Below are 19,732 nucleotides of genomic sequence, written 5' to 3'. Positions count from 1 at the left end.
CCCGATCCTCCCTCGGGCAGGACATCCCGCTTCCAGAGGCTAACCCATGCCCCTTCCGGCCCATCTGCGACAGTTCCTTGCCTCTGTGCACCCGTATGACAGCCTGTCAGACGCTGATCTCGACACGCTAGCGCAGCTCTGCACGGCAACCGACTATGCCCCCGGCGAGACGGTTTTTGTGGTCGGGGACACGGCGGAAAACCTCTACATCATCGCGGGCGGAGAGGTCGAAATCACCGATGAGACGGATGTGCAAATCTCGATCCTCGGCCCGCGGAATTCCTTCGGGGAACGCGCGCTGCTGCGGGATGAAGCGGCCAGCCGTACCGCCACCGTGACGCGAGACTGCACGTTGATCGCGGTGCCAGCGGATACGTTTTTCGCGCTGATCGACGCCCATGCGCCGGTGGCCAAGTTCTTTGATCGCCGCCGTCCGCCGCGCTCCGATCAAAAAGACCTCACAACGCTGCCGGTGGGGCAGTTGATGACCCGCGATCCGATGACCTGCGCGCCCGAAACGCCGATCCGCGACGCCGCAGCCCAGATGCACGCCAAGCGCATTTCCTCGATCTGTGTCAGCGAAGCGCAGGGGTTTCGCGGTATTGTCACCCTGCGCGATATGACCGGGCGCGTGGTGGCAGAAGGGCATGACGCTGGTGCGCCTTTGTCCACGATCATGACGGAACACCCCCTCACCCTCAGACCTACCGCGCTGGTCACCGACGTGCTGCACCTGATGGTCGAGCGCGGCATTGGCCATGTGCCCATCGTCGAGGGATCGGACCTTGTCGGCATCGTCACACAGACCGATCTCACCCGCGCGCAGGCGATGTCGTCGGCTGATCTGGTTGGGCGCGTGGCCAAGGCTGCAGACGCGGGTGAAATGGCCCGCGTCACGGCGCAGATCCCGGATCTGTTGGTGCAGCTGGTCGAGGCGGGCAACCGGCATGAGGTGGTCACCCGCCTCATCACCGACATCGCCGACACCGCAACCCGGCGCTTACTCGCGCTTGCCGAAGCTGAACTTGGCCCGCCGCCCGTGCCCTACCTCTGGCTCGCCTGCGGCAGTCAGGGGCGGCAGGAACAAACGGGTGTCTCCGATCAGGACAATTGCCTGATCTTGTCTGACGATGTGACTGAGGCGCAGATGCCCTATTTTGCAGCCCTCGCGAAATACGTCAGCGACGGGCTCGACACCTGCGGCTATTTCTACTGCCCTGGCGATATGATGGCGACCAACCCGCGTTGGTGCCAGCCGTTGCGCGTGTGGCAAGAGTATTTCCGGGGCTGGATCGCGACACCGAACCCCGAAGCGCAGATGCTGGCCTCTGTGATGTTCGACCTGCGCCCGATCGGGGGTGACCGTAGCCTCTTCGACGATCTGCAGCAGAAGACCTTGGCAGAGGCGTCGAAGAACTCGATCTTCACCGCGCATATGATCTCAAACTCACTCAAGCATCAGCCACCGCTGGGTCTGCTGCGCGGGCTGGCAACCATCCGCTCGGGCGAGCACCGCAACCGGCTTGATCTCAAACACAACGGCGTGGTGCCGGTGGTCGATTTGGGCCGTGTCTACACGCTGCAAGGCCAGCTCAGCCCGGTGAACACCCGCGCCCGGCTGGAGGCCGCGCAGAAGGCGGGCGTGCTCTCGCCCGCCGGCGGTGCCGACCTGCTCAGCGCTTATGACCTGATCGCCATGACGCGGCTGGAGCATCAGGCGGCACAGGTCAAGGCCGGGGCCAAGCCCAACAACTATCTCGATCCCGCAACGCTCTCGGATTTCGAGCGCAGCCACCTGCGTGACGCTTTTGTGGTCGTGAAAACGATGCAATCTGCTGTGGGATCGGGCAAAGGCGCGTTAGGATAGGCCCATGTTTGTCGAACTCATCGCCACCATCTTCGCCGGGATCGCCTGTGCTGGCCTTGCCATGCTGCTCAATATCATGACGGGTCGCCGTCTGCCGAAGTGGGTGATGCCGGTGGCGGCAGGCGCGGGCATGATCGGCATGACCATCTCGAACGAATATACCTGGTTTGGACGTACGGCAGAGCGCCTGCCCGGCGGCGTTCAGATCGCCATGACGGTCGAGGAACAGGGCTGGCTGCGCCCGTGGACGCAGGTCTGGCCCTATACGAAACGCTTTGCCGCTGTCGATACGGGCACGGCGCGCAAACATCCGAACCTGCCCGATCAGCGGCTTGCGGATATCTATTTCTTCGGGCGGTGGTCGCCGGTCAATCAGGCGCCGATGCTGTTTGACTGTGGTCAATCGCAATCCGCCCTGCTGATTGATGGGGCCGATTTCGCCGCAGATGGCACCGTAGCTGATGCCGATTGGCAAGCCGTGCCTGCGGATGATCCGATCCTGAAACTGGTGTGTGAGACTTGATATGCTCACCACCCTTTCCCTCCGCCTGCGCGTCTTTCTCTTCTTCTGCCTCGTAGCCTTCGCGAGCGCGGCGCTGGCGGCAGGCGCACTGGCCTTTGGCTGGTCCAGAGGCGAAGCTGGCCTGCCCGCCGGTCCCTTCATCACCGCCTTTATCGCCTTTGCCTTTCTGAACACCGGGTTCGCGCTCGGCATCTGGCTGCTCTTTGATGAGAATATGGCCAAACCCATCACGCGCCTCTCCGCCGATTTACGTCTGCGCGCCCACTCCGGTGTGGATAGTGCCGTGGACAGGGATGCTGCGCGCTACCTTGGCGATCTGGCGCCCGCGGCAAGCGCGCTGTCTGAGACAATGAACGCCTCCGTCATGCAGACGGCGGCCCAGGTCGCGCAGGAGACGCAGCGCTTGAAGGCGGAAAGCGAACGGCTCACGGCCTTGCTGACCGAAATCCCGATTGCAACGATCCTTCTCAATCCGGCGCGGGAAATTGTTCTGTACGACGCGCAGGCCGCCGATGTTCTGACGCAGATTGCGCCGCCACGCCTGAAGGCGCCACTTGCCGATTACTTCGATCTCACCCCGCTGAACGCGGCAATGGAGAGGCTGTCCAAAGGGGCGGGAGAGGTGACGTTCACACTGCAGGATACGGGCGGAAACGGGGGGTTCGACGCCCGGCTGAAGGCCCTGGGGGACGACGGTCATATGCTTTGCCTGGACGTGAAAACCCCGAAAAGCCCCTCGATACACCCGCGCCCGCTGGTGTTCGATTTCGACCTGATGAATGCATCAGAGACACGGGAGATCGCCGAGACGCCGCTGCGCGACTTGTGTTTTGTGCCGTTTGATACGGAGACGACCGGGCTCAGCGTCGAGAAAGATGCGATCGTGCAACTGGGCGCGGTCCGGGTGCTGAACGGCCGCATCGTCGAGGGAGAAGTGCTGGACACTTACGTCAATCCGGGTCGTCCGATCCCACCCGCCTCGACAAAAATCCATCGTGTGACAGACGCCGATGTGGCAGACGCACCGGATATCGCCACCGCGGGTCGCAGATTTCACCATTTCGCCCGCGAGGCTGTGCTTGTTGCCCATAACGCGCCTTTCGATATCGGCCTGCTCCGCCGGTTCCAGACGGATATGGGGGTCGACTGGAACCATCCCGTGCTGGACACTGTGCTGCTCTCTGCGGTCGTGTTTGGCATTACCGAAGAGCATTCTCTGGACGTGCTCTGCGACCGTCTGGAGGTCACTATCCCGGCCCATCTGCGTCATACCGCGCTGGGGGATGCGCAAGCGACGGGGCGCGCGTTGGTCAAGCTGTTACCTTTGCTGGAGGGGAAGGGGATTGATACGTTCGGAGCGTTGACGCAGGCCACGCAAAAGCACGGGCGTTTGCTGAAAGACCTGAACACATAGCCGACGCTTTTCCGGGTGCTCGCTACTGTGCCGGAAGCTTAGAGGTCACAACCCAATGACGTCAGGACGGATCGCGTTTCCAGGCATCATATGAAAGGCTGCATCGTAGGGGGCGTGGCACGACGGTGGTCGGATGGCCTGCAAAACACCACGCAACCACGTTCGTATCGACTATCCATGAAAGGACCCATTGGAGCGGGCGAGGCGATTCGAACGCCCGACCCTAACCTTGGCAAGGTTATGCTCTACCCCTGAGCTACGCCCGCATCCTTGGGTGAGGCGTGAGATACCTCCGCTGCGCGGTGCCTGCAAGGGAAAAATAGTCCGGGGAGGCAAAAAATTCCAGTTTCTGGGCGAGGGGAAAAACCGGGCTCTGCGCGCTCAAGCGGCTTTCTGGATCAGGTCCCACCGATTGCCAAAAGGATCGCGGAAGACGACCACAGTGCCATAGACTTCCGTGCGCGGTGCCTCTTCGAAAACGACGCCCTTTTCTTGCAGGCGCGCATGATCCCGCGCGAAGTCATCTGTCTCCAGAAACAGCCAGACACGTCCCGCGCCCTGGTCCCCTATGGCTGCCTTCTGCCGGTCGTTTTCCGCCCGGGCGAGGACGATCCGGGTGTCGGTCCCGGGGGCGGCCACCGTCACCCATCGCTTGTGCCCCTGCGGGATGTCTCCGACGAGGTCAAATCCCAACGTGCCACAGAAAAAGTCGATGCCCGAGCCATAGTCCGGCACGATCACGGTGAAAGCTGAAATGCGCATACTGCCCCCTATGGTACAGTGGTTTGGGTGGACATCTTGGCGCCTCACGAGAACGGTACTTACCGCCCTGCAAGATGAGTCCCGCCCCGCTTTGTCCGCGAATGAGCGGAGACAGCGGGGCGAATTATTACTCCAATTCGACCAGCAAATCCTTGGCGTCGATCTGACCTCCCGGCGTGACATGAACCGCCTTGATCACCGCATCGCGCTCGGCATGGATGCCGGTTTCCATCTTCATCGCCTCGATGGTCAGCAGCAGATCGCCCGCTTTGACCTTGCCGCCGACGCTGGCCGCGACGGAGGCGACAACACCCGGCATCGGCGCACCGATATGATTGGCATTGCCGGCTTCGGCCTTGGGGCGCTGCACGGTGCTGGCCTTGACCAGACGGTTGGGCACGCGGATCACGCGGGGCTGGCCGTTGAGTTCAAAGAAGACCTTGACCTCGCCATCCTCATTGGTGTCGCCGACCGCCTGCAGCCGGATTTCCAGCGTCTTGCCCGGGTCGATCTCGGCAGAGATTTCCTCGCCCGGTTCCATCCCGTAGAAAAACGTTTTCGTCGGCAATGTGCGCACGGGACCATAGGTACGGTGACGGCCCATGTAGTCGAGGAAGACCTTGGGATACATCAGGTAGCCGCTGAGATCCTCGTCATCGACCTCCTTGCCCTCCATCGCGTCGGACGCTTCCTTGCGCAGCGCCTCCAGATCGGCGGGGGGCAGGTGCTTGCCGGGGCGTTCGGTATTCGGCGCCTCGTCTTTCAGCACCTTTTTCAGGATACCGTCCGGGAAACCGCCCGGAGGCTGGCCGAGGTTGCCGCGCATCATGTCGACGACACTGTCGGGGAAAGCGACATCGGTCTGGGGGTTTTCCACATCCGCGCGGGAGAGGTTCTGCGACACCATCATCAGCGCCATGTCACCCACGACCTTGGAGGAGGGCGTCACCTTCACGATATCGCCGAACATCTGGTTCACATCGGCATAGGTCTGCGCCACCTCGTGCCAGCGGTCGTCCAGACCGAGGCTTGCGGCCTGCGCCTTGAGGTTGGTGAACTGACCGCCGGGCATCTCGTGCAGATAAACCTCGGAGGAGGGGGCCTGCATGCCGGTTTCAAAGGCCGCGTAGTGGCTGCGCACCTCTTCCCAGTAGTCCGAGATTTCGCGCACCGCCTGCATCGACAGCCCGGTGTCACGATCCGTGTGCTTGAGCGCCTCCACGACAGAACCAAGCGTTGCCTGCGAGGTATTGCCCGAGAGCGCATCCATCGCGCAATCCACCGCATCCACCCCGGCTTCGGAGGCCGCGAGGATCGTGGCAGAGGCCACGCCTGCCGTGTCATGCGTGTGGAAATGGATGGGCAGGCCCACCTCGGATTTCAGCGCCTTGACCAGTTGCCGCGCGGCGGCGGGTTTCAGCAACCCGGCCATGTCCTTGAGGCCCAGCACATGGGCGCCTGCGTCGCGCAACTCCTTACCCATATCAACGTAGTACTTGAGATTATACTTGGCGCGGTCCGGGTCATTGATGTCGCCGGTGTAGCAGATCGAGCCTTCACAGACCTTGCCGCTGTCGATCACCGCATCCATCGCGACGCGCATGTTCTCCACCCAGTTCAGGCTGTCGAAGACGCGGAAGACATCGACGCCTGTGTTGGCCGCCACCCGCACGAATTCCTGCACCACATTGTCGGGGTAGTTGGTGTAGCCGACACCGTTGGAGGCGCGCAGCAGCATCTGCGTCATCAGGTTCGGCATGGCGGCGCGCAGATCGCGCAGGCGCTGCCAGGGGCATTCCTGCAGGAAGCGGTAGGCCACGTCAAAGGTCGCGCCGCCCCAGCATTCCACGCTGAAAAGCTGCGGCAGGTTGGCGGCGTAGGTCGGGGCCACCTTGATCATGTCATGGCTGCGCATCCGCGTGGCCAGCAGGGACTGGTGCCCATCCCGCATGGTGGTGTCGGTGATCAGCAACTGGCGTTGCTGTTTCATCCAGTCGGCAACCGCTTGCGGCCCCTTCTGTTCCAGCAGGTTGCGCGTGCCCATCATTGGCTCTGCCTTGAGCGCGGGGGGCTTGGGGTTCCGCACATGGGCTGCAGGGCGCGGATGGTCCTTGGTCTCCGGGTGCCCGTTCACGGTGATGTCCGCGATATAGGTCAAGACCTTGGTGCCGCGATCCCGGCGGCGGGTGAACTGGAAGAGGTCCGGCGTCTCGTCAATGAACTTGGTGTGGTAGGTATTGTCGAGGAACGTCGGATGCTTCAGCAGGTTCTCGACAAAGGCGATGTTGGTGCTGACGCCCCGGATACGGAACTCGCGCAAGGCCCGGTCCATCCGGGAAATCGCCGCCTCCGGCGTCTGCGCCTTGGCGGTCACCTTGACCAGCAGACTGTCGTAGTACCGCGTGATCACACCCCCGGAATAAGCGGTGCCCCCATCCAGTCGGATGCCCATGCCGGTGGCTTCGCGGAAGGCGGTGATGCGGCCATAGTCAGGAATGAAGTTGTTCTGCGGGTCTTCGGTGGTGATCCGGGTCTGCAGCGCGTGGCCGTTCAGATGCACGTCTTTCTGCGTGGGCTTGCCCGTCGCCTCGGCAATGCTCTTGCCCTCTGCGATCAGGATTTGCGCCTGCACGATGTCGATGCCGGTGACCTCCTCGGTCACCGTGTGTTCGACCTGCACGCGCGGATTTACTTCGATGAAGTAGAATTTGCCGTCGTCCATATCCATCAGGAATTCGACGGTGCCCGCGCATTCGTAATTCACATGTTTACAGATTTTATAGCCCAGCTCGCAAATCTCTTCGCGCTGCTTGTCGGTCAGATAGGGGGCAGGGGCGCGTTCCACGACCTTCTGGTTGCGGCGCTGCACCGAACAATCCCGCTCGTAAAGGTGGTACATTCCGCCGTGCTTGTCGCCAAGGATCTGCACCTCTACGTGGCGTGCCTTGAGGATCATCTTTTCCAGATAGCCCTCGCCATTGCCAAAGGCGGCTTCTGCCTCGCGGCGACCTTCCAAAACCTTTTCTTCCAACTCATCTTCGCCTTGGATCGGACGCATGCCGCGCCCGCCACCGCCCCAGGAGGCTTTGAGCATCAAGGGGTAACCGATCTCCTTCGCCTCCGACTTGATGGCCTTCATATCATCGCCCAGCACTTCCGTGGCGGGAATGACCGGCACACCGGCCTCCATGGCCACCCGGCGGGCGCTGGCCTTGTCGCCAAGGGCACGCATGGTTTCCGCGCGCGGACCGATGAAGGTGATGCCGTTCTGATCACAGGCATCGACAAAATCGGGGTTCTCCGACAGCAGCCCGTAGCCCGGGTGGATCGCATCCGCGCCGGAGGCCTTCGCGACCCGGATCATTTCATCGATCGACAAATATGCAGCAACGGGCCCCAACCCCTCGCCAATGCGATAGGCCTCATCCGCCTTGAACCGGTGCAGGCCAAGCTTGTCCTCTTCCGCATAAACGGCCACCGTTTTCTTGCCCATCTCATTGGCGGCGCGCATGATGCGGATGGCAATCTCACCGCGGTTTGCGATCAGGATTTTGCGGAAGTCAGTCATAGGGGGCTCCGGTCTTTCGCGCTATTGTGCAGGTGCAGCAACGTGTATGACGTTTGGGTAACTGCAACAACACGTAGTAGTGGGTATATCGCAAGAATCCATGTTTGAACGGCGTTTTGCGACGGTTGAACCCTCTGTAAACGCCGTTGGAGCGGGGATATTCCCTCCTGATTGAGCCTCCCGGTAACTTCCCTGACGTCTGGACAAGCTGCATATTGGCCGGGGTGCCAACGTCATGTGATCCCCTCTGACAGAGAGTTCGAAATGGTTAGATATGTCCTGGCCGCTCAGGGTAGAGGCGCGCAAGACCGGGACTGCTCACACGGAACACGCATGTCACCGTTGGGGTCGATCCAGGTTAAGACAGGACGATGGGGGGCGGCAGGCTTGCCAGATCCCGCGCGCCCAATTGTCCCATATTGGCGATCAGATCCTTCCGCAGAATATCGAGGAGGTGATCGATGCCTGGGGGGCCGAGGGCGGCAAGGGCAAAGTGGAATGCCCGGCCCAGCATGACGAAATCCGCGCCGCTTGCCAGTGCCCTCAGAATGTCGAGCCCGCCTTCGATCCCGGAATCGAAGATGACCGGCAGGCTTGTTTCCGCCCGGATACCTGGCAGCATGTTGATCGAGGCTGGCGCACCGTCGAACTGGCGCCCCGCGTGATTGGACACCCAAAGCCCGTCCACACCGATCTTTTCACAGGCGGGCACGTCGTCGGCACGCAGAACGCCCTTGATCAGCAAGGGGCCCTCCCACGCATCACGCAGCCAGGCGACATAGTCCCAATCGGGTGAGGTGCGCAGCAGATAACCCACATGTGCCGTGGAGGAGAGTGCCGTGGTGGCCGCGCTGGCGTATTTCTCCAGCGTGCGCATCCGGGGCAATCCGCGCCGCGCCATTTCAAATGCCCAGCGGGGGCGCAGGGCGACCTGGGCCAGCAAACGTGGCGTCAGCCGGGGCGGCAGCGTCAGACCAGAGCGCGTCTGGCGCTCGCGGCGCGAGGCCACCGGCACGTCTACCGTCAACACAAGCGTTGAGAAACCCGCGGCACGGGCGCGGTTCAGCATGTCGGTGCGAATGGCCTCGTCTCGTGGTGGATACATCTGGAACCAGCCGTCCGCCGCGAGGTGTGAGGCGATGTCTTCGGGGGTCTGGGTGGCCACGGTAGACAGGCTGTAGGGGATGCCCGCCCGACCCGCGGCGCGGGCCAGATGCGCTTCGGCATCCGGCCAGATCATCCCCGACATGCCAACGGGCGCGATGCCAAAGGGCAGGGGCAGGGTGTCCCCAAAAAGCGGCGTGCTCAAGTCAGGATCGAATTCACCGTGCAGGATGGACGGGACAAAGCCAATGCGGTCCAAGGCCTTGCGATTGCGCGCCTTTGTGGCTTCATGCCCGGTTCCGCTGTCAAGGTATTCCCAGACAAATTTCGGGATGCGCTGCTGTGCGCGCTGGCGCAGATCGACGAGGCCGGGGTAGGTATTGTGCAGGTCCATGGCGCGAGGCTAGCAACCAATGGGCGGCGCGGAAAGCGTCCTTTGCCTGCCTTCCGCACGCGCCACCCAGTGTCGTTCAACTGGCGGCCGGAAGGGTCCCGACCTTGGCGTGTTCCTCAAAGGCACGGTCCGCCTCTGCCTCGGCGTCCCCGTCAAAGGCGTCGACCTCGGTGCTGCCCAGGACCACCCGGTTGCGACCCTGCGCCTTCGCCTCATACATGGCGTCATCAGCGACGCGCAGCAGGTCCTGTGGCATGTGCCCGTGATCGGGGAAAAGCGCCACGCCGACCGACACTGTGATCCGGGGCAGGTTCTTTTCGCCGTAGCGCAGCGTGATCGCCTCGATCGCCCGGCGCAGCTTTTCCGCCCGGCTTTCAGCGGTCTTCCGGTCAGTGCCCGGCAGCAGGAGCATGAACTCCTCGCCTCCCATCCGGCAGGCGATTTCATCGCCATCGCAGGCCCGCTCCAGCGCCTCACCAACCGTGCGCAACACCATGTCACCCGCATCATGGCCGTGGTTGTCATTGAATTTCTTGAAGTGATCGACGTCGAGGTACAGCATGCTGAACACCTCTTCGGTGCGCTGCGCGCTCTGGATCATCTTGCGCAGATAGTCCGTCATGTGGCGGCGATTGAAGAGCCCCGTCAAGGGATCGCGCACGGACCGTTCCTGCAACTGATCGCGCATCTGAACGTTGGCAATGGCCAGGCTGATTTGTTCTGCGCACATCTGCGCCAGCTTCTGATATTCCTTGAAGGCATCGACGGACATCATCGTCTTCGCTTTCAGATGCATCAGGCCAACCGTCTCGCCATGTGCGAGGATCGGGAAGCAGAAATAAGGCCGGTCGTCATGGGGTTCGGCATGTTCGCAGACAAAATCGATGCTGGACGTGCCGTAAACATAGGTCCGACCGCGACGCAGCCCCCAGCATTCTTCGGGATGGATATGGGCCTTGTGGTCGCCTTCATTCCAGGAAGTCGCGCCATCCAACACGTCCCGGGAATTGGAGTAGACATACACACTGCCTTCGCAATCGGGCAGCATATGGGTCATGAAACGCGCGACCATTTCGAACAATTCATCCAGCGACCGGCTGGATTGCAGCCACTCGTTCAACTCACCCAGAAGGCTCACCTCACGGGCCAGTTGCATCTGGCGTTCCAGGGTCTTGCGTTCCTTGGTGGTGCGCGTCTCCAACTCGTGCATCTGACGCCGTCCGCGCCGCAGGACGGACAAAACGATGATGGAGAAAATCGTCATGAAGATGGTCGAGACGATCATCATCAACCATTCAATGCGCCATGCGAAGGTGTCACGCTTTTTCGTGATGTCGGTGTAAAATTCGATCGCCCCGATCACCGAACCATTCCGGACGACGGGCGTGTAAACCTCGGCGACTTCGCGCATCATCTCATTGGTATCGGCCAGGGCGTGCAGTTCAAAGTCATCGACTTCGGAGGCCGGTTTCGCAGCATGTTCGTAATAGGATTCGCCATTCATCACCTCGCCGATGAAGTAGGGTCTGGTGTTTGTGGTGCCGATATCGGAGGGCCGACTTGACCAGAAAACCCGACCCTCGGCGTCAAACATCTTGAAGCGATAGATGTCCGAGGCGCGCGTGATCTGGCTGAGAAAGGAAATGTCCAGATCCGTGAGGCCGTGGTGATTGCCGCCGGCACCGCCGTAGGCGCTCAAGTCCTCGCCCGAGGTGTCTACGTCGGCGGTCAGCTCGAACGTCTCCGCGCCGTGACCGAGCTGGTCCAGAACGCGTTTGCGCCAGAGCTTGGCTTCCTCCTTGATGTCGGCCTCAAGCATGCGGTCGACAATCGGGTAGGGCAATTTCACATTCGCAAAGATGTTGGCCGCCGCCATGAAGATCAAAAGCGCGACCACGCCGTATTTGCGGGCCTTCGCGCTGGCATTTTCCTGCGATACGATCTCAGCGAGCTTCTTTGACTGTTCTGCCGTTTCCACCACCACACTCCTTGGACACCCTTACGCCAAGGGATGAAGCGTTAACGTTTCCAATTCCTTAAGCTTTGGGGAGCCGCGCCCCGCGTGTGTCCGGCTTTTGTGTCAAGTTTTCGTCGGATTGGACCGTTTTGCGTCTGATGTGCAGATTATTGAACATTATAAGAACATAGCTTTAAATCGCTGCCTGACTTCGGTACGATATGGTCATGAGCAGTTACGATGAAATGGACGCCTTTGACGGCGCATCGCTGTCGGCGCGGGCGATGGCCGCGCGGCCGCAACCCTATTTGGATGGTCTGAACCCGGCGCAGCGCGAGGCGGTTGAGAAGCTGGACGGGCCGGTCCTGATGCTCGCCGGGGCGGGCACGGGCAAAACGCGCGCGCTGACCGCCCGCATCGTGCATCTGCTGATGACCGGGTCTGCCCGACCCAATGAAATCCTGGCGGTGACATTCACCAACAAGGCCGCGCGGGAGATGAAAAAGCGCGTGGGTCAGATGCTGGGGCAGCAGATCGAAGGGATGCCCTGGCTGGGGACCTTCCATGCGATCTGTGTGAAGCTGCTGCGCCGTCATGCGGAACTGGTGGGGCTGAAATCAAACTTCACCATTCTGGACACGGACGACCAGTTGCGGCTGCTCAAGCAGCTGGTGGCGGCGGACGGGATCGACGACAAACGCTGGCCTGCGCGGCAATTGGCGAGCATCATTGACGGCTGGAAAAACCGTGCGCTCACGCCAGACAAGGTGCCTGCCAGCGACGCAGGCGCCTATAATCACCGGGGTGTCGCGCTCTACGCGCAATACCAGCGGCGTCTCATTGAACTGAACGCCACGGATTTCGGCGATCTGCTGTTGCATATGGTCACGATTTTCCAGACCCACCCGGATGTGCTGGAGCAGTATCAGCGCTGGTTCCGCTACATTCTGGTGGACGAGTACCAGGATACCAATGTGGCACAGTACCTGTGGCTGCGGTTGCTGGCGGGCGGACACAAGAACATCTGCTGCGTGGGTGACGATGACCAGTCGATCTATGGCTGGCGCGGCGCTGAGGTGGGCAATATCCTGCGGTTTGAAAAGGATTTTCCGGGTGCCCATGTGGTCCGACTGGAACAGAATTACCGCTCCACCCCGCACATCCTCGCCGCCGCCTCCGGGGTCATCGAAGGCAATGAGGGCCGATTGGGCAAGACGCTTTTCACGGACCTCACCGAGGGCGAGAAGGTGCGTCTGATCGGCCATTGGGACGGCGAGGAAGAAGCCCGCTGGATCGGCGAAGAAGTGGAAGCGGCGCAGCGCGGCACCCGGGGCATGAAACCATTTGGCCTCGACCAGATGGCCATTCTGGTGCGCGCCTCTCACCAGATGCGCGCCTTTGAGGATCGGTTCCTGACCATCGGGCTGCCCTACCGCGTCATCGGAGGCCCGCGGTTCTATGAGCGGATGGAGATCCGCGATGCGATGGCGTATTTTCGCATCACTGTCAGCCCGGATGACGATCTGGCCTTTGAGCGGATCGTGAACACGCCCAAACGCGGCCTTGGCGACAAGGCGCGGCAGACCATCCAGCGCGTCGCGCGCGAAAACGGGATCTCCCTGCTGGAAGGCGCGCGTCTGGTTGTGGAAACACGCGCCATCGGCGGCAAGGGCGGCGCGGCCCTTGCGCAGCTTGTTGAGGGGATCGACCGCTGGGGCCAGATGACGAAGGGGCGCTTGATCTCCGTCTCTGAGACCGACGATGTGATCGACGAGGGCCCCGTCAAGCTGGAGTATTGTCACCCCGATGTGAGCCATGTGGAGCTTGCCGAAATCATTCTCGATGAAAGCGGCTACACCGCGCATTGGCAGAACGACAAGACGCCCGAAGCACCGGGGCGGCTGGAAAACCTCAAGGAGTTGATCAACCAGTTGCACAACTTCGAGAACCTGCAGGGGTTCCTCGAACATGTCAGCCTGATCATGGACAACGAGACCGATGATGGCGGCGAAAAGGTTTCCATCATGACGCTGCATGCGGCCAAGGGGTTGGAATTTCCCGTGGTCTTCCTGCCGGGGTGGGAAGACGGTCTTTTCCCCTCGCAGCGGTCGATGGATGAAAGCGGCATGAAGGGCCTCGAAGAAGAACGCAGGCTGGCCTATGTGGGCATCACGCGGGCCGAAGAGCTGTGCACCATCTCCTTTGCCGCCAATCGTCGGGTGTTTGGGCAGTGGCAGTCGTCTATGCCCTCGCGCTTTATCGATGAACTGCCCGAGACCCATGTGGAGGTGCTGACCCCGCCGGGCCTTTATGGGGGCGGCTATGGCGCGGCGGCACCGACATCGAACCTGCACAATGCAGCCGCCGAGGCGAATGTCTACAACTCACCCGGATGGCGCCGCCTGCAGGCGCGCAGCCAGGACCGCCCGGTCAGCCAGCCCCGCGAAAGCAAGAACACGGTGATCGATATGTCTGCGGTTTCCAGCTTCACGATGGGGGAACGCGTCTTCCACCAGAAATTCGGCTACGGTGCCATTCAGGGCATCGAAGGCGACAAGCTGGAGATTGCCTTTGAAAAGGCGGGGGTGAAGAAGGTCGTCGCGAAATTCGTGACCGGCTGCGACGATATCCCGTTCTAACAAACGCTGTCCGGGTCCTGCTGTAACCAAGCTGTTTTGGATTCCGGTGACGCAAACAGACGCTTCTGTAAACAAAGTGAATAGCAAGAGTGTCTGATCTGTGTTGCTGCTAGCTCCGAAGATCGCTCAGGTCAGCTTGCTACTCTCAATATGAGTAACTTCACTGCGCGTTTTTTGGTCCCTAGCCATAAATGGCGAGTAGCTTCTCGCATTATTTTCGACCATATGAGAGAAGATAGAAACCAACTTCGGCCAACCAAGCCGCGACAATGCGCGCTTTTTATTTCTGGATCGAAACCGGAGCTTTTGGTGACACTCAACAATACTCCTTAGAATTAGCGGTAATCTGCCGATGCGTTGCGGATGGTTTCTTGAATCCTGCTAACATACAGAAAAAAAGTCAAAAATTATCGGCAAGATTTAGCCTATATTAACCAGAACTATCGATACCAAGGTGAAGGCAGCTGGAAAGAGCACATGTCGCACTGGGTAAGAGCAGTTCTGGAAGAAGCCATCGGTAGTGGCGCACAGCGATCAGCCCAAGTTATGGAGGGGCTGAAAAGGATTTCGCACATCATCGAAGGGTCTGATGCCATCCAGTTTCGCACGGATGACATGGAGGAACTGGCCAACTCGATCAGTGTGTGTGACAACCTTACTGAGCTTTCGCAGCTTCTATGGCAGGCTGCGACCAACTCGGGATTCCAGCACTTTTCTCTGTTTGTTGTCGAGCAGGGACGATCCGCAAATTTTTCATCGCGCATGTGTACGTCATACGGGCAAAATTGGCTTCGGCGACACGAGGAGAAGTCATATCAATTCGTCGATCCGGTCTTTCTGGAAGCAAAGTCCGGAAATGCCAGTTTTCTGTTTTGCGATCTGAGTACGTCATCTCCGCTTGTAAGAGAGTTTTGGGATGACAGGGAAGAGCACAATGTCGGGACCAAGGGAATGTGTTATGCGAGCACACGGCCAAATGGCGCACGTATCGCAGTCACGTTTTCATCTTCAGACACCGAAGAAAAGTTTAGCGAGAATATCCGGTTCAACCGTTCGGACCTGGAAGCCGTGGCTCAACTCGCAATAGAAGGTTTCCAACACTGCGCCTCTTTGACGAACTTAGACGACAATACTCTGTCAGCGCAGGAACTCCGGTTTCTGCACACTTTGGCTACAAGTTCGCACCCCGCCAGCGCGCTGACCATGAGTTCGCCATATGGAGGGAATAACTCCCTGCAGGTATCAATTCGGCGAAAACTCAATGTGGAAACGATCTTTCAAGCGCTGGCAACGGCAAGCGCGAACGGTTGGTTCGACAATTTGCCATTTTACTCAGACGACGTTGTGACGCCATTTCCCAAGCTGGTAGGTTGGGAAGCTGCAGAAATGGCAGAAACCGACACATGAAACGGTCCTGGTGCCAAAGTACTTCGCTGTAACTGAAGAGGCCGTCGTTGTCTCTACGTTCTTGAGGTTTGGCGTCAAGGGCAGGACCGCGCTGGATGGTCCCGGTGGCGCAAGGTTACCAGAACAGGGGTCCAGCCACTTCAATCGCGAGACTTTGAGCTATTTTCGGCTAGTGGTCCTTGCCCCGGTCAAAGGATTGCAGCTGGGGCCTGAAAAGGAAAAAGGCGGCGCCCGGGAGGAGGGAGCCGCCTTCTTTGTCCGCTGCAGCGACTAGGGAGGAGGAAAGCCCCTGCAGCGTATGACAACAAGCCATCTCGGCTTGGGTGTTAGGGACAGCGGCATCCGGGAGGAGGATGAATGCCGCTGCCTGGTCACAGACGCCCCAGGGAGGAGGAAAGGCGCGTCTGATCTGGTAACCTGTCCCGGCTGCCCGACGGGCCGGAGGGAGAGGCGCGCATTTTCATGCGCTTTTGTAAGGGCGACGACATCCGGGAGGAGGATGAATGCCGTTGCATGTTACAGACACTCTAGGGAGGAGACGAATGTCTGATCTGTAAACAGGTTCACTTACCTGCGTATTTTTCTGCTGCTTCCAGTGCCAGGCCGCGGATCATCGACCGGGACAGGCCCAGATCGTTCAGGTCGCGGTCGTTCAGCTGTGCCAGCTCATTGTACGTCTCGCGGTACACGCGATATGTCGCATAGCGCTGCGCGGCAGCCTGAAGCAGGTTTGCGGTTACAGCCAGCGCCCGTTCGATCAGGCTGGTGGATGCGGAATTCGTTTGTGTGTAGTAGGCCATTTGCTGTGCCTCATCTTTCGTTCGTCGTTCTGTTGTGACCCATATTTATGCTTATGCTGCGGTTGCACAATAGACAGCTAAACAATGCTGCTATGCAGCAAATGCATGGGCGACCTAGCGTAAATTTATGCGTGTTGCTATAGGGTTAAGCAGTTATCAACCCTAAATACTGTTAGCGGAAACAGGCGCTTACCAAAACGGCGCATATGAGGAGAAATTGAGCATGTCTGTAACGAAGGCCGAAATTGAGGCAGCGCTGGCGCGTGTGGCGTTACCGGATGGCAAGAGCCTCATTGAACATGATTTGATTCGTGCCCTGACCATTGACGGCGATACCGTGAAATTCGTGATCGAAGCGCCCAGCCCGGAGGTCGCGCGCCAGATGGGGCCGCTTCGCGATGCCGCCGAGAAGATCGTGCGGGAGCTGCCGGGCGTTGAGACAGCCTCGGTCGCGCTGACCGCACACGGCCCCGCGGAGAAAAAGCCCGCGCCGCCCAGCCTCAAGATCGGCGGGCACCCGAAACCGCAGGCAGGACCGACCAAGCCAAGTGGGGTGAAACGCATTCTCGCCATCGGCTCCGGCAAGGGCGGGGTGGGCAAATCCACCGTGTCCTCGAACCTCGCCGTGGCATTGGCGCGGGCGGGCCGCAAGGTGGGGCTGCTCGACGCTGATATATACGGTCCCTCTCAGCCGCGCATGATGGGGGTGAACAAGCGCCCCGCGTCGCCCGACGGCAAGACGATCATCCCGCTGCACGCCCATGGGGTCACGCTGATGTCCATCGGCTTCATGCTGGAGGAGGGCAAGGCGGTGGTCTGGCGCGGGCCCATGCTCATGGGCGCGCTGCAGCAGATGCTGGGGCAGGTGGAGTGGGGGGAGTTGGACATCCTGCTCGTCGATTTGCCGCCGGGCACTGGGGATGTGCAGCTGACGCTTTGCACCAAATCTGAGCTCACGGGGGCCATTGTCGTCTCCACCCCGCAGGATGTGGCCCTTATAGATGCCCGCAAGGCGCTCGACATGTTCGACACGCTGAAGACGCCGGTGCTGGGGCTGATTGAGAACATGTCGATGTTCGTCTGCCCCGATTGCGGGTCCGAACACCAGATATTTGGCCAGGGCGGGGTGGCCGCAGAGGCGAAGAAACTGGGCGTTCCGCTTCTGGGGGCGCTGCCGATTGATCTGGACACGCGCCTTGCGGGCGACGGTGGTACGCCGGTCGCTGCCGGGGATGGCCCCATGGCCGAGGCCTACGGGCGCATCGCGCAGGGTCTCATTCAGGGCGGTATGGCCTAGCTCAGGGAGCGGCCCTGTATCAGGTGGCCGTAGAGCGTGCTGAGCACGCTCACGTAGACCAATCCTTGTATCGCCGCCAACGCGATGTCGAAAATCAACGTGTAGGCGGGCAGGGCGCCCGCCAGCCCGATGGCCAATTGTTGCAGCACCGTATTGATGATTGCCAGCAGCACGGCGGTCCAGAAGATATCGCGCGCGACAGGCCGCGTCGCGTCCCAGCTGTGCTGATACCCCATATCATGACCGGTGGCTGCGGCGGGCAGGATCAGGCTGATCCGCAGCAAAACCCATGAAAGACCTGTGAAAAATGCAATAAGCAGACCGATGCTCGCAAAGCCGCCGATCATCGGACCGGCAGCCACATTAACGACAAGCGCTGCGATCCCGGTTGCAATGCCCCCGCCCAGCACCAGAACAAACATGATGAGGAAGATGACCAGCGTAGATTTGAAGTATTGGCCGTAGACATCGGCACCGGGCCGCATGACCTTTGCCCGCTGGTCGCCTTCCAACAGCGCGTGGCGATGCCACAGGATCGCAAAACTCATCCAGGCCAGGCAGGTAACAACCACAGCAGCGGCAAGCATCGGATAGCTCTTGATAGCATTGGATGCCTCTGGCCCGGCGGCCTGGTCCACGCTCATGAACAGCAAGGCGGCGGCAAAGAGGTAAAGAACAGCACCCGGTGCGATCACGAATAGGGTTCTATGCGGCTGTGCAAAGATAAGCTGAAATGAACGACTGAGGATACCGATGGGAATGTTCACGCGCAAAATTTCTCTTTAGGTGCCATGGCGGATTACCGTCACGGGCGCCCGACATCCATATACAAAGAAAATTCTGGTTAAATTTTAGGGATGGGAATTGATGGGACTAAACGCGGTTTAGATGGGAAGGCCGCGTTAAAACGGTAAATCCCGCAGATTCCCGTTTGATTCGTTGCAAAGCTGGCTGGTTTTCTCCGCGAATATGTGTACAAAAGGGGAACACTTGATGGTGTGTTCTCAAGCCTCAAGTTTTTCTGGGAAATCGCGGGACAAAACAGGCCAATCTGTATTGTCTATATATTGTATGCGCAAACCATGTTGTCACAATTTATGCGACTTTCGGGGCAATACTCAAGCAAATCACAGCAATAGTCTTAACCTACTCCCCTATAATTAGGAGTTTGGTAACTAAAAATCCCTTGCCAACCCATAGTTTCCCACTGTATCCCTTATGCATCAGATGAGAACGAGCCCGGGGCAACAAACGACCCCACGCAAACAAAACTCTAGCAGGTTTCATACAGGCACCTCGCTTTCATCCGACCAAAGAGATCCGGCGCGCGAGCGAGCAGACATCCCCCCAGGTGGCGCGCGCAGCTGGACTTCCCCGCAGATGCGGGACGAGGGCGGCGGGTTGATCAGTGGCAGCAGATCGACCCGCCGTTTCCATTTCACGGCAGGGGGATAGGCGTCAATCTTAAAGTGACGTCAAAGATTGGGATAAGGCAGTGAGCCGCAGGTTCAGAGGCGAAAGCCATCACAAGGTCGACACCAAGGGGCGGGTCTCTATCCCAGCCTCTTTTCGCCGTGTGATCGAGGCCGCTGATCCCAACTGGGCCTCGGGCGATGCACCTGAGCTGGTTATTGTCTACGGTGATCATCGCCGCAATTACCTGGAATGCTACACGATCGAGGCCATCAACGAGGTGGACGAAAAGATAGATGCGCTGCCGCGCGGTGCGATGGAGCGCAAGATGCTCCAGCGTCTGTTTCACGGGCAGTCTTTCCCAACGTCCGTCGATGAAACCGGGCGTCTGGTGCTGCCTGCCAAGCTGCGCAACAAGATCGATCTGGACGGCGAGGCGTTTTTCATCGCCGCCGGTGACACCTTCCAGATCTGGAAGCCCGAGACCTACGAGGCGGAGGAAGCGGCCAAGACCGAAGCCTGGCTTGATGAATTGCCGGATGATTTCGATCCGCTGGTCTTCCTGGATTCCAAGCAAGGGGAGTAAG

General features: G+C 60.0%; 13 protein-coding genes and 1 tRNA gene. 7 read left to right on the top strand and 7 right to left on the bottom strand.

Annotated elements, in window-relative coordinates; genetic code table 11:
- Window positions 1-46 precede the first annotated feature (46 nt).
- From ISX84_RS12120 to ISX84_RS12110, 3 genes are read left to right on the top strand one after another with little or no spacing between them, the layout of a single operon-like run.
- A complete protein-coding gene (locus ISX84_RS12120; RefSeq protein ID WP_195820625.1) occupies window positions 47-1,867 on the top strand; it encodes a DUF294 nucleotidyltransferase-like domain-containing protein in 1,821 nt (606 codons plus the stop codon).
- Window positions 1,868-1,871: 4 nt separating this feature from the next.
- On the top strand, window positions 1,872-2,390 hold the full coding sequence (locus ISX84_RS12115) for a hypothetical protein (RefSeq protein WP_195820624.1): 519 nt from the start codon (window positions 1,872-1,874) through the stop codon (window positions 2,388-2,390).
- 1 nt (window position 2,391) lies between these two features.
- Window positions 2,392-3,804: a 3'-5' exonuclease gene (locus ISX84_RS12110; RefSeq protein WP_195820623.1), complete on the top strand. Its 1,413-nt coding sequence runs from the start codon at window positions 2,392-2,394 to the stop codon at window positions 3,802-3,804.
- A gap of 191 nt (window positions 3,805-3,995) precedes the next feature.
- On the opposite strand, the gene ISX84_RS12105 is transcribed toward ISX84_RS12110, so the two are convergent.
- The 5 genes from ISX84_RS12105 to ISX84_RS12085 all read right to left on the bottom strand — a co-directional run bounded on the left by ISX84_RS12105 (window position 3,996) and on the right by ISX84_RS12085 (window position 11,610).
- A tRNA-Gly gene (locus ISX84_RS12105) sits at window positions 3,996-4,070 on the bottom strand.
- A gap of 115 nt (window positions 4,071-4,185) precedes the next feature.
- Window positions 4,186-4,566, bottom strand: a complete 381-nt coding sequence (locus ISX84_RS12100; protein WP_195820622.1) for a VOC family protein — start codon at window positions 4,564-4,566, stop codon at window positions 4,186-4,188.
- Between the two features lie 127 nt (window positions 4,567-4,693).
- Window positions 4,694-8,134, bottom strand: coding sequence for a pyruvate carboxylase (locus tag ISX84_RS12095; RefSeq protein WP_195820621.1), 3,441 nt, complete (start codon window positions 8,132-8,134; stop codon window positions 4,694-4,696).
- Window positions 8,135-8,492: 358 nt separating this feature from the next.
- The gene (locus ISX84_RS12090; protein WP_195820620.1) at window positions 8,493-9,632 is read right to left on the bottom strand and encodes an alpha-hydroxy acid oxidase; all 1,140 of its coding nucleotides are present in this window, start codon (window positions 9,630-9,632) and stop codon (window positions 8,493-8,495) included.
- Window positions 9,633-9,708: 76 nt separating this feature from the next.
- Window positions 9,709-11,610, bottom strand: coding sequence for a sensor domain-containing diguanylate cyclase (locus ISX84_RS12085; RefSeq protein WP_326838732.1), 1,902 nt, complete (start codon window positions 11,608-11,610; stop codon window positions 9,709-9,711).
- Between the two features lie 206 nt (window positions 11,611-11,816).
- Between ISX84_RS12085 and ISX84_RS12080 the strand changes: the two genes are divergently transcribed.
- Window positions 11,817-14,228 (top strand): ATP-dependent helicase, encoded by a 2,412-nt coding sequence (locus ISX84_RS12080; RefSeq protein WP_195820619.1) that lies wholly within the window; start codon window positions 11,817-11,819, stop codon window positions 14,226-14,228.
- Window positions 14,229-14,705: 477 nt separating this feature from the next.
- Window positions 14,706-15,635: an autoinducer binding domain-containing protein gene (locus ISX84_RS12075; RefSeq protein WP_195820618.1), complete on the top strand. Its 930-nt coding sequence runs from the start codon at window positions 14,706-14,708 to the stop codon at window positions 15,633-15,635.
- Between the two features lie 563 nt (window positions 15,636-16,198).
- On the opposite strand, the gene ISX84_RS12070 is transcribed toward ISX84_RS12075, so the two are convergent.
- The gene (locus ISX84_RS12070; RefSeq protein ID WP_195820617.1) at window positions 16,199-16,435 is read right to left on the bottom strand and encodes a DUF1127 domain-containing protein; all 237 of its coding nucleotides are present in this window, start codon (window positions 16,433-16,435) and stop codon (window positions 16,199-16,201) included.
- Window positions 16,436-16,658: 223 nt separating this feature from the next.
- Here ISX84_RS12070 and ISX84_RS12065 point away from each other — a divergent pair, with 223 nt between their 5' ends.
- A complete protein-coding gene (locus ISX84_RS12065; protein ID WP_195820616.1) occupies window positions 16,659-17,732 on the top strand; it encodes an Mrp/NBP35 family ATP-binding protein in 1,074 nt (357 codons plus the stop codon).
- Here ISX84_RS12065 and ISX84_RS12060 read toward each other — a convergent pair.
- Window positions 17,729-18,499, bottom strand: coding sequence for a hypothetical protein (locus ISX84_RS12060; protein ID WP_195820615.1), 771 nt, complete (start codon window positions 18,497-18,499; stop codon window positions 17,729-17,731). The genes ISX84_RS12065 and ISX84_RS12060 overlap by 4 nt on opposite strands.
- A gap of 728 nt (window positions 18,500-19,227) precedes the next feature.
- Between ISX84_RS12060 and mraZ the strand changes: the two genes are divergently transcribed.
- Window positions 19,228-19,731, top strand: a complete 504-nt coding sequence (gene mraZ, locus ISX84_RS12055) for a division/cell wall cluster transcriptional repressor MraZ (RefSeq protein WP_195820614.1) — start codon at window positions 19,228-19,230, stop codon at window positions 19,729-19,731.
- The last annotated feature ends 1 nt before the right edge of the window (window position 19,732 follow it).

The organism is Roseobacter sp. MH60115, from assembly GCF_015644665.1.
Classification (GTDB): domain Bacteria; phylum Pseudomonadota; class Alphaproteobacteria; order Rhodobacterales; family Rhodobacteraceae; genus Roseobacter.
Note: the sequence above shows the minus strand (reverse complement) of the source record. Positions and strands in the feature narration are given on the sequence as shown.

Excerpts from the sequence above, each read along its gene's own strand:
- ISX84_RS12120 (WP_195820625.1), top strand. The coding sequence starts at position 47 with ATGCCCCTTCCGGCCCATCTGCGACAGTTCCTTGCCTCTGTGCACCCG.
- ISX84_RS12115 (WP_195820624.1), top strand. The coding sequence starts at position 1,872 with ATGTTTGTCGAACTCATCGCCACCATCTTCGCCGGGATCGCCTGTGCT.
- ISX84_RS12110 (WP_195820623.1), top strand. The coding sequence starts at position 2,392 with ATGCTCACCACCCTTTCCCTCCGCCTGCGCGTCTTTCTCTTCTTCTGC.
- ISX84_RS12100 (WP_195820622.1), bottom strand. The coding sequence starts at position 4,566 with ATGCGCATTTCAGCTTTCACCGTGATCGTGCCGGACTATGGCTCGGGC.
- ISX84_RS12095 (WP_195820621.1), bottom strand. The coding sequence starts at position 8,134 with ATGACTGACTTCCGCAAAATCCTGATCGCAAACCGCGGTGAGATTGCC.
- ISX84_RS12090 (WP_195820620.1), bottom strand. The coding sequence starts at position 9,632 with ATGGACCTGCACAATACCTACCCCGGCCTCGTCGATCTGCGCCAGCGC.
- ISX84_RS12080 (WP_195820619.1), top strand. The coding sequence starts at position 11,817 with ATGAGCAGTTACGATGAAATGGACGCCTTTGACGGCGCATCGCTGTCG.
- ISX84_RS12075 (WP_195820618.1), top strand. The coding sequence starts at position 14,706 with ATGTCGCACTGGGTAAGAGCAGTTCTGGAAGAAGCCATCGGTAGTGGC.
- ISX84_RS12070 (WP_195820617.1), bottom strand. The coding sequence starts at position 16,435 with ATGGCCTACTACACACAAACGAATTCCGCATCCACCAGCCTGATCGAA.
- ISX84_RS12065 (WP_195820616.1), top strand. The coding sequence starts at position 16,659 with ATGTCTGTAACGAAGGCCGAAATTGAGGCAGCGCTGGCGCGTGTGGCG.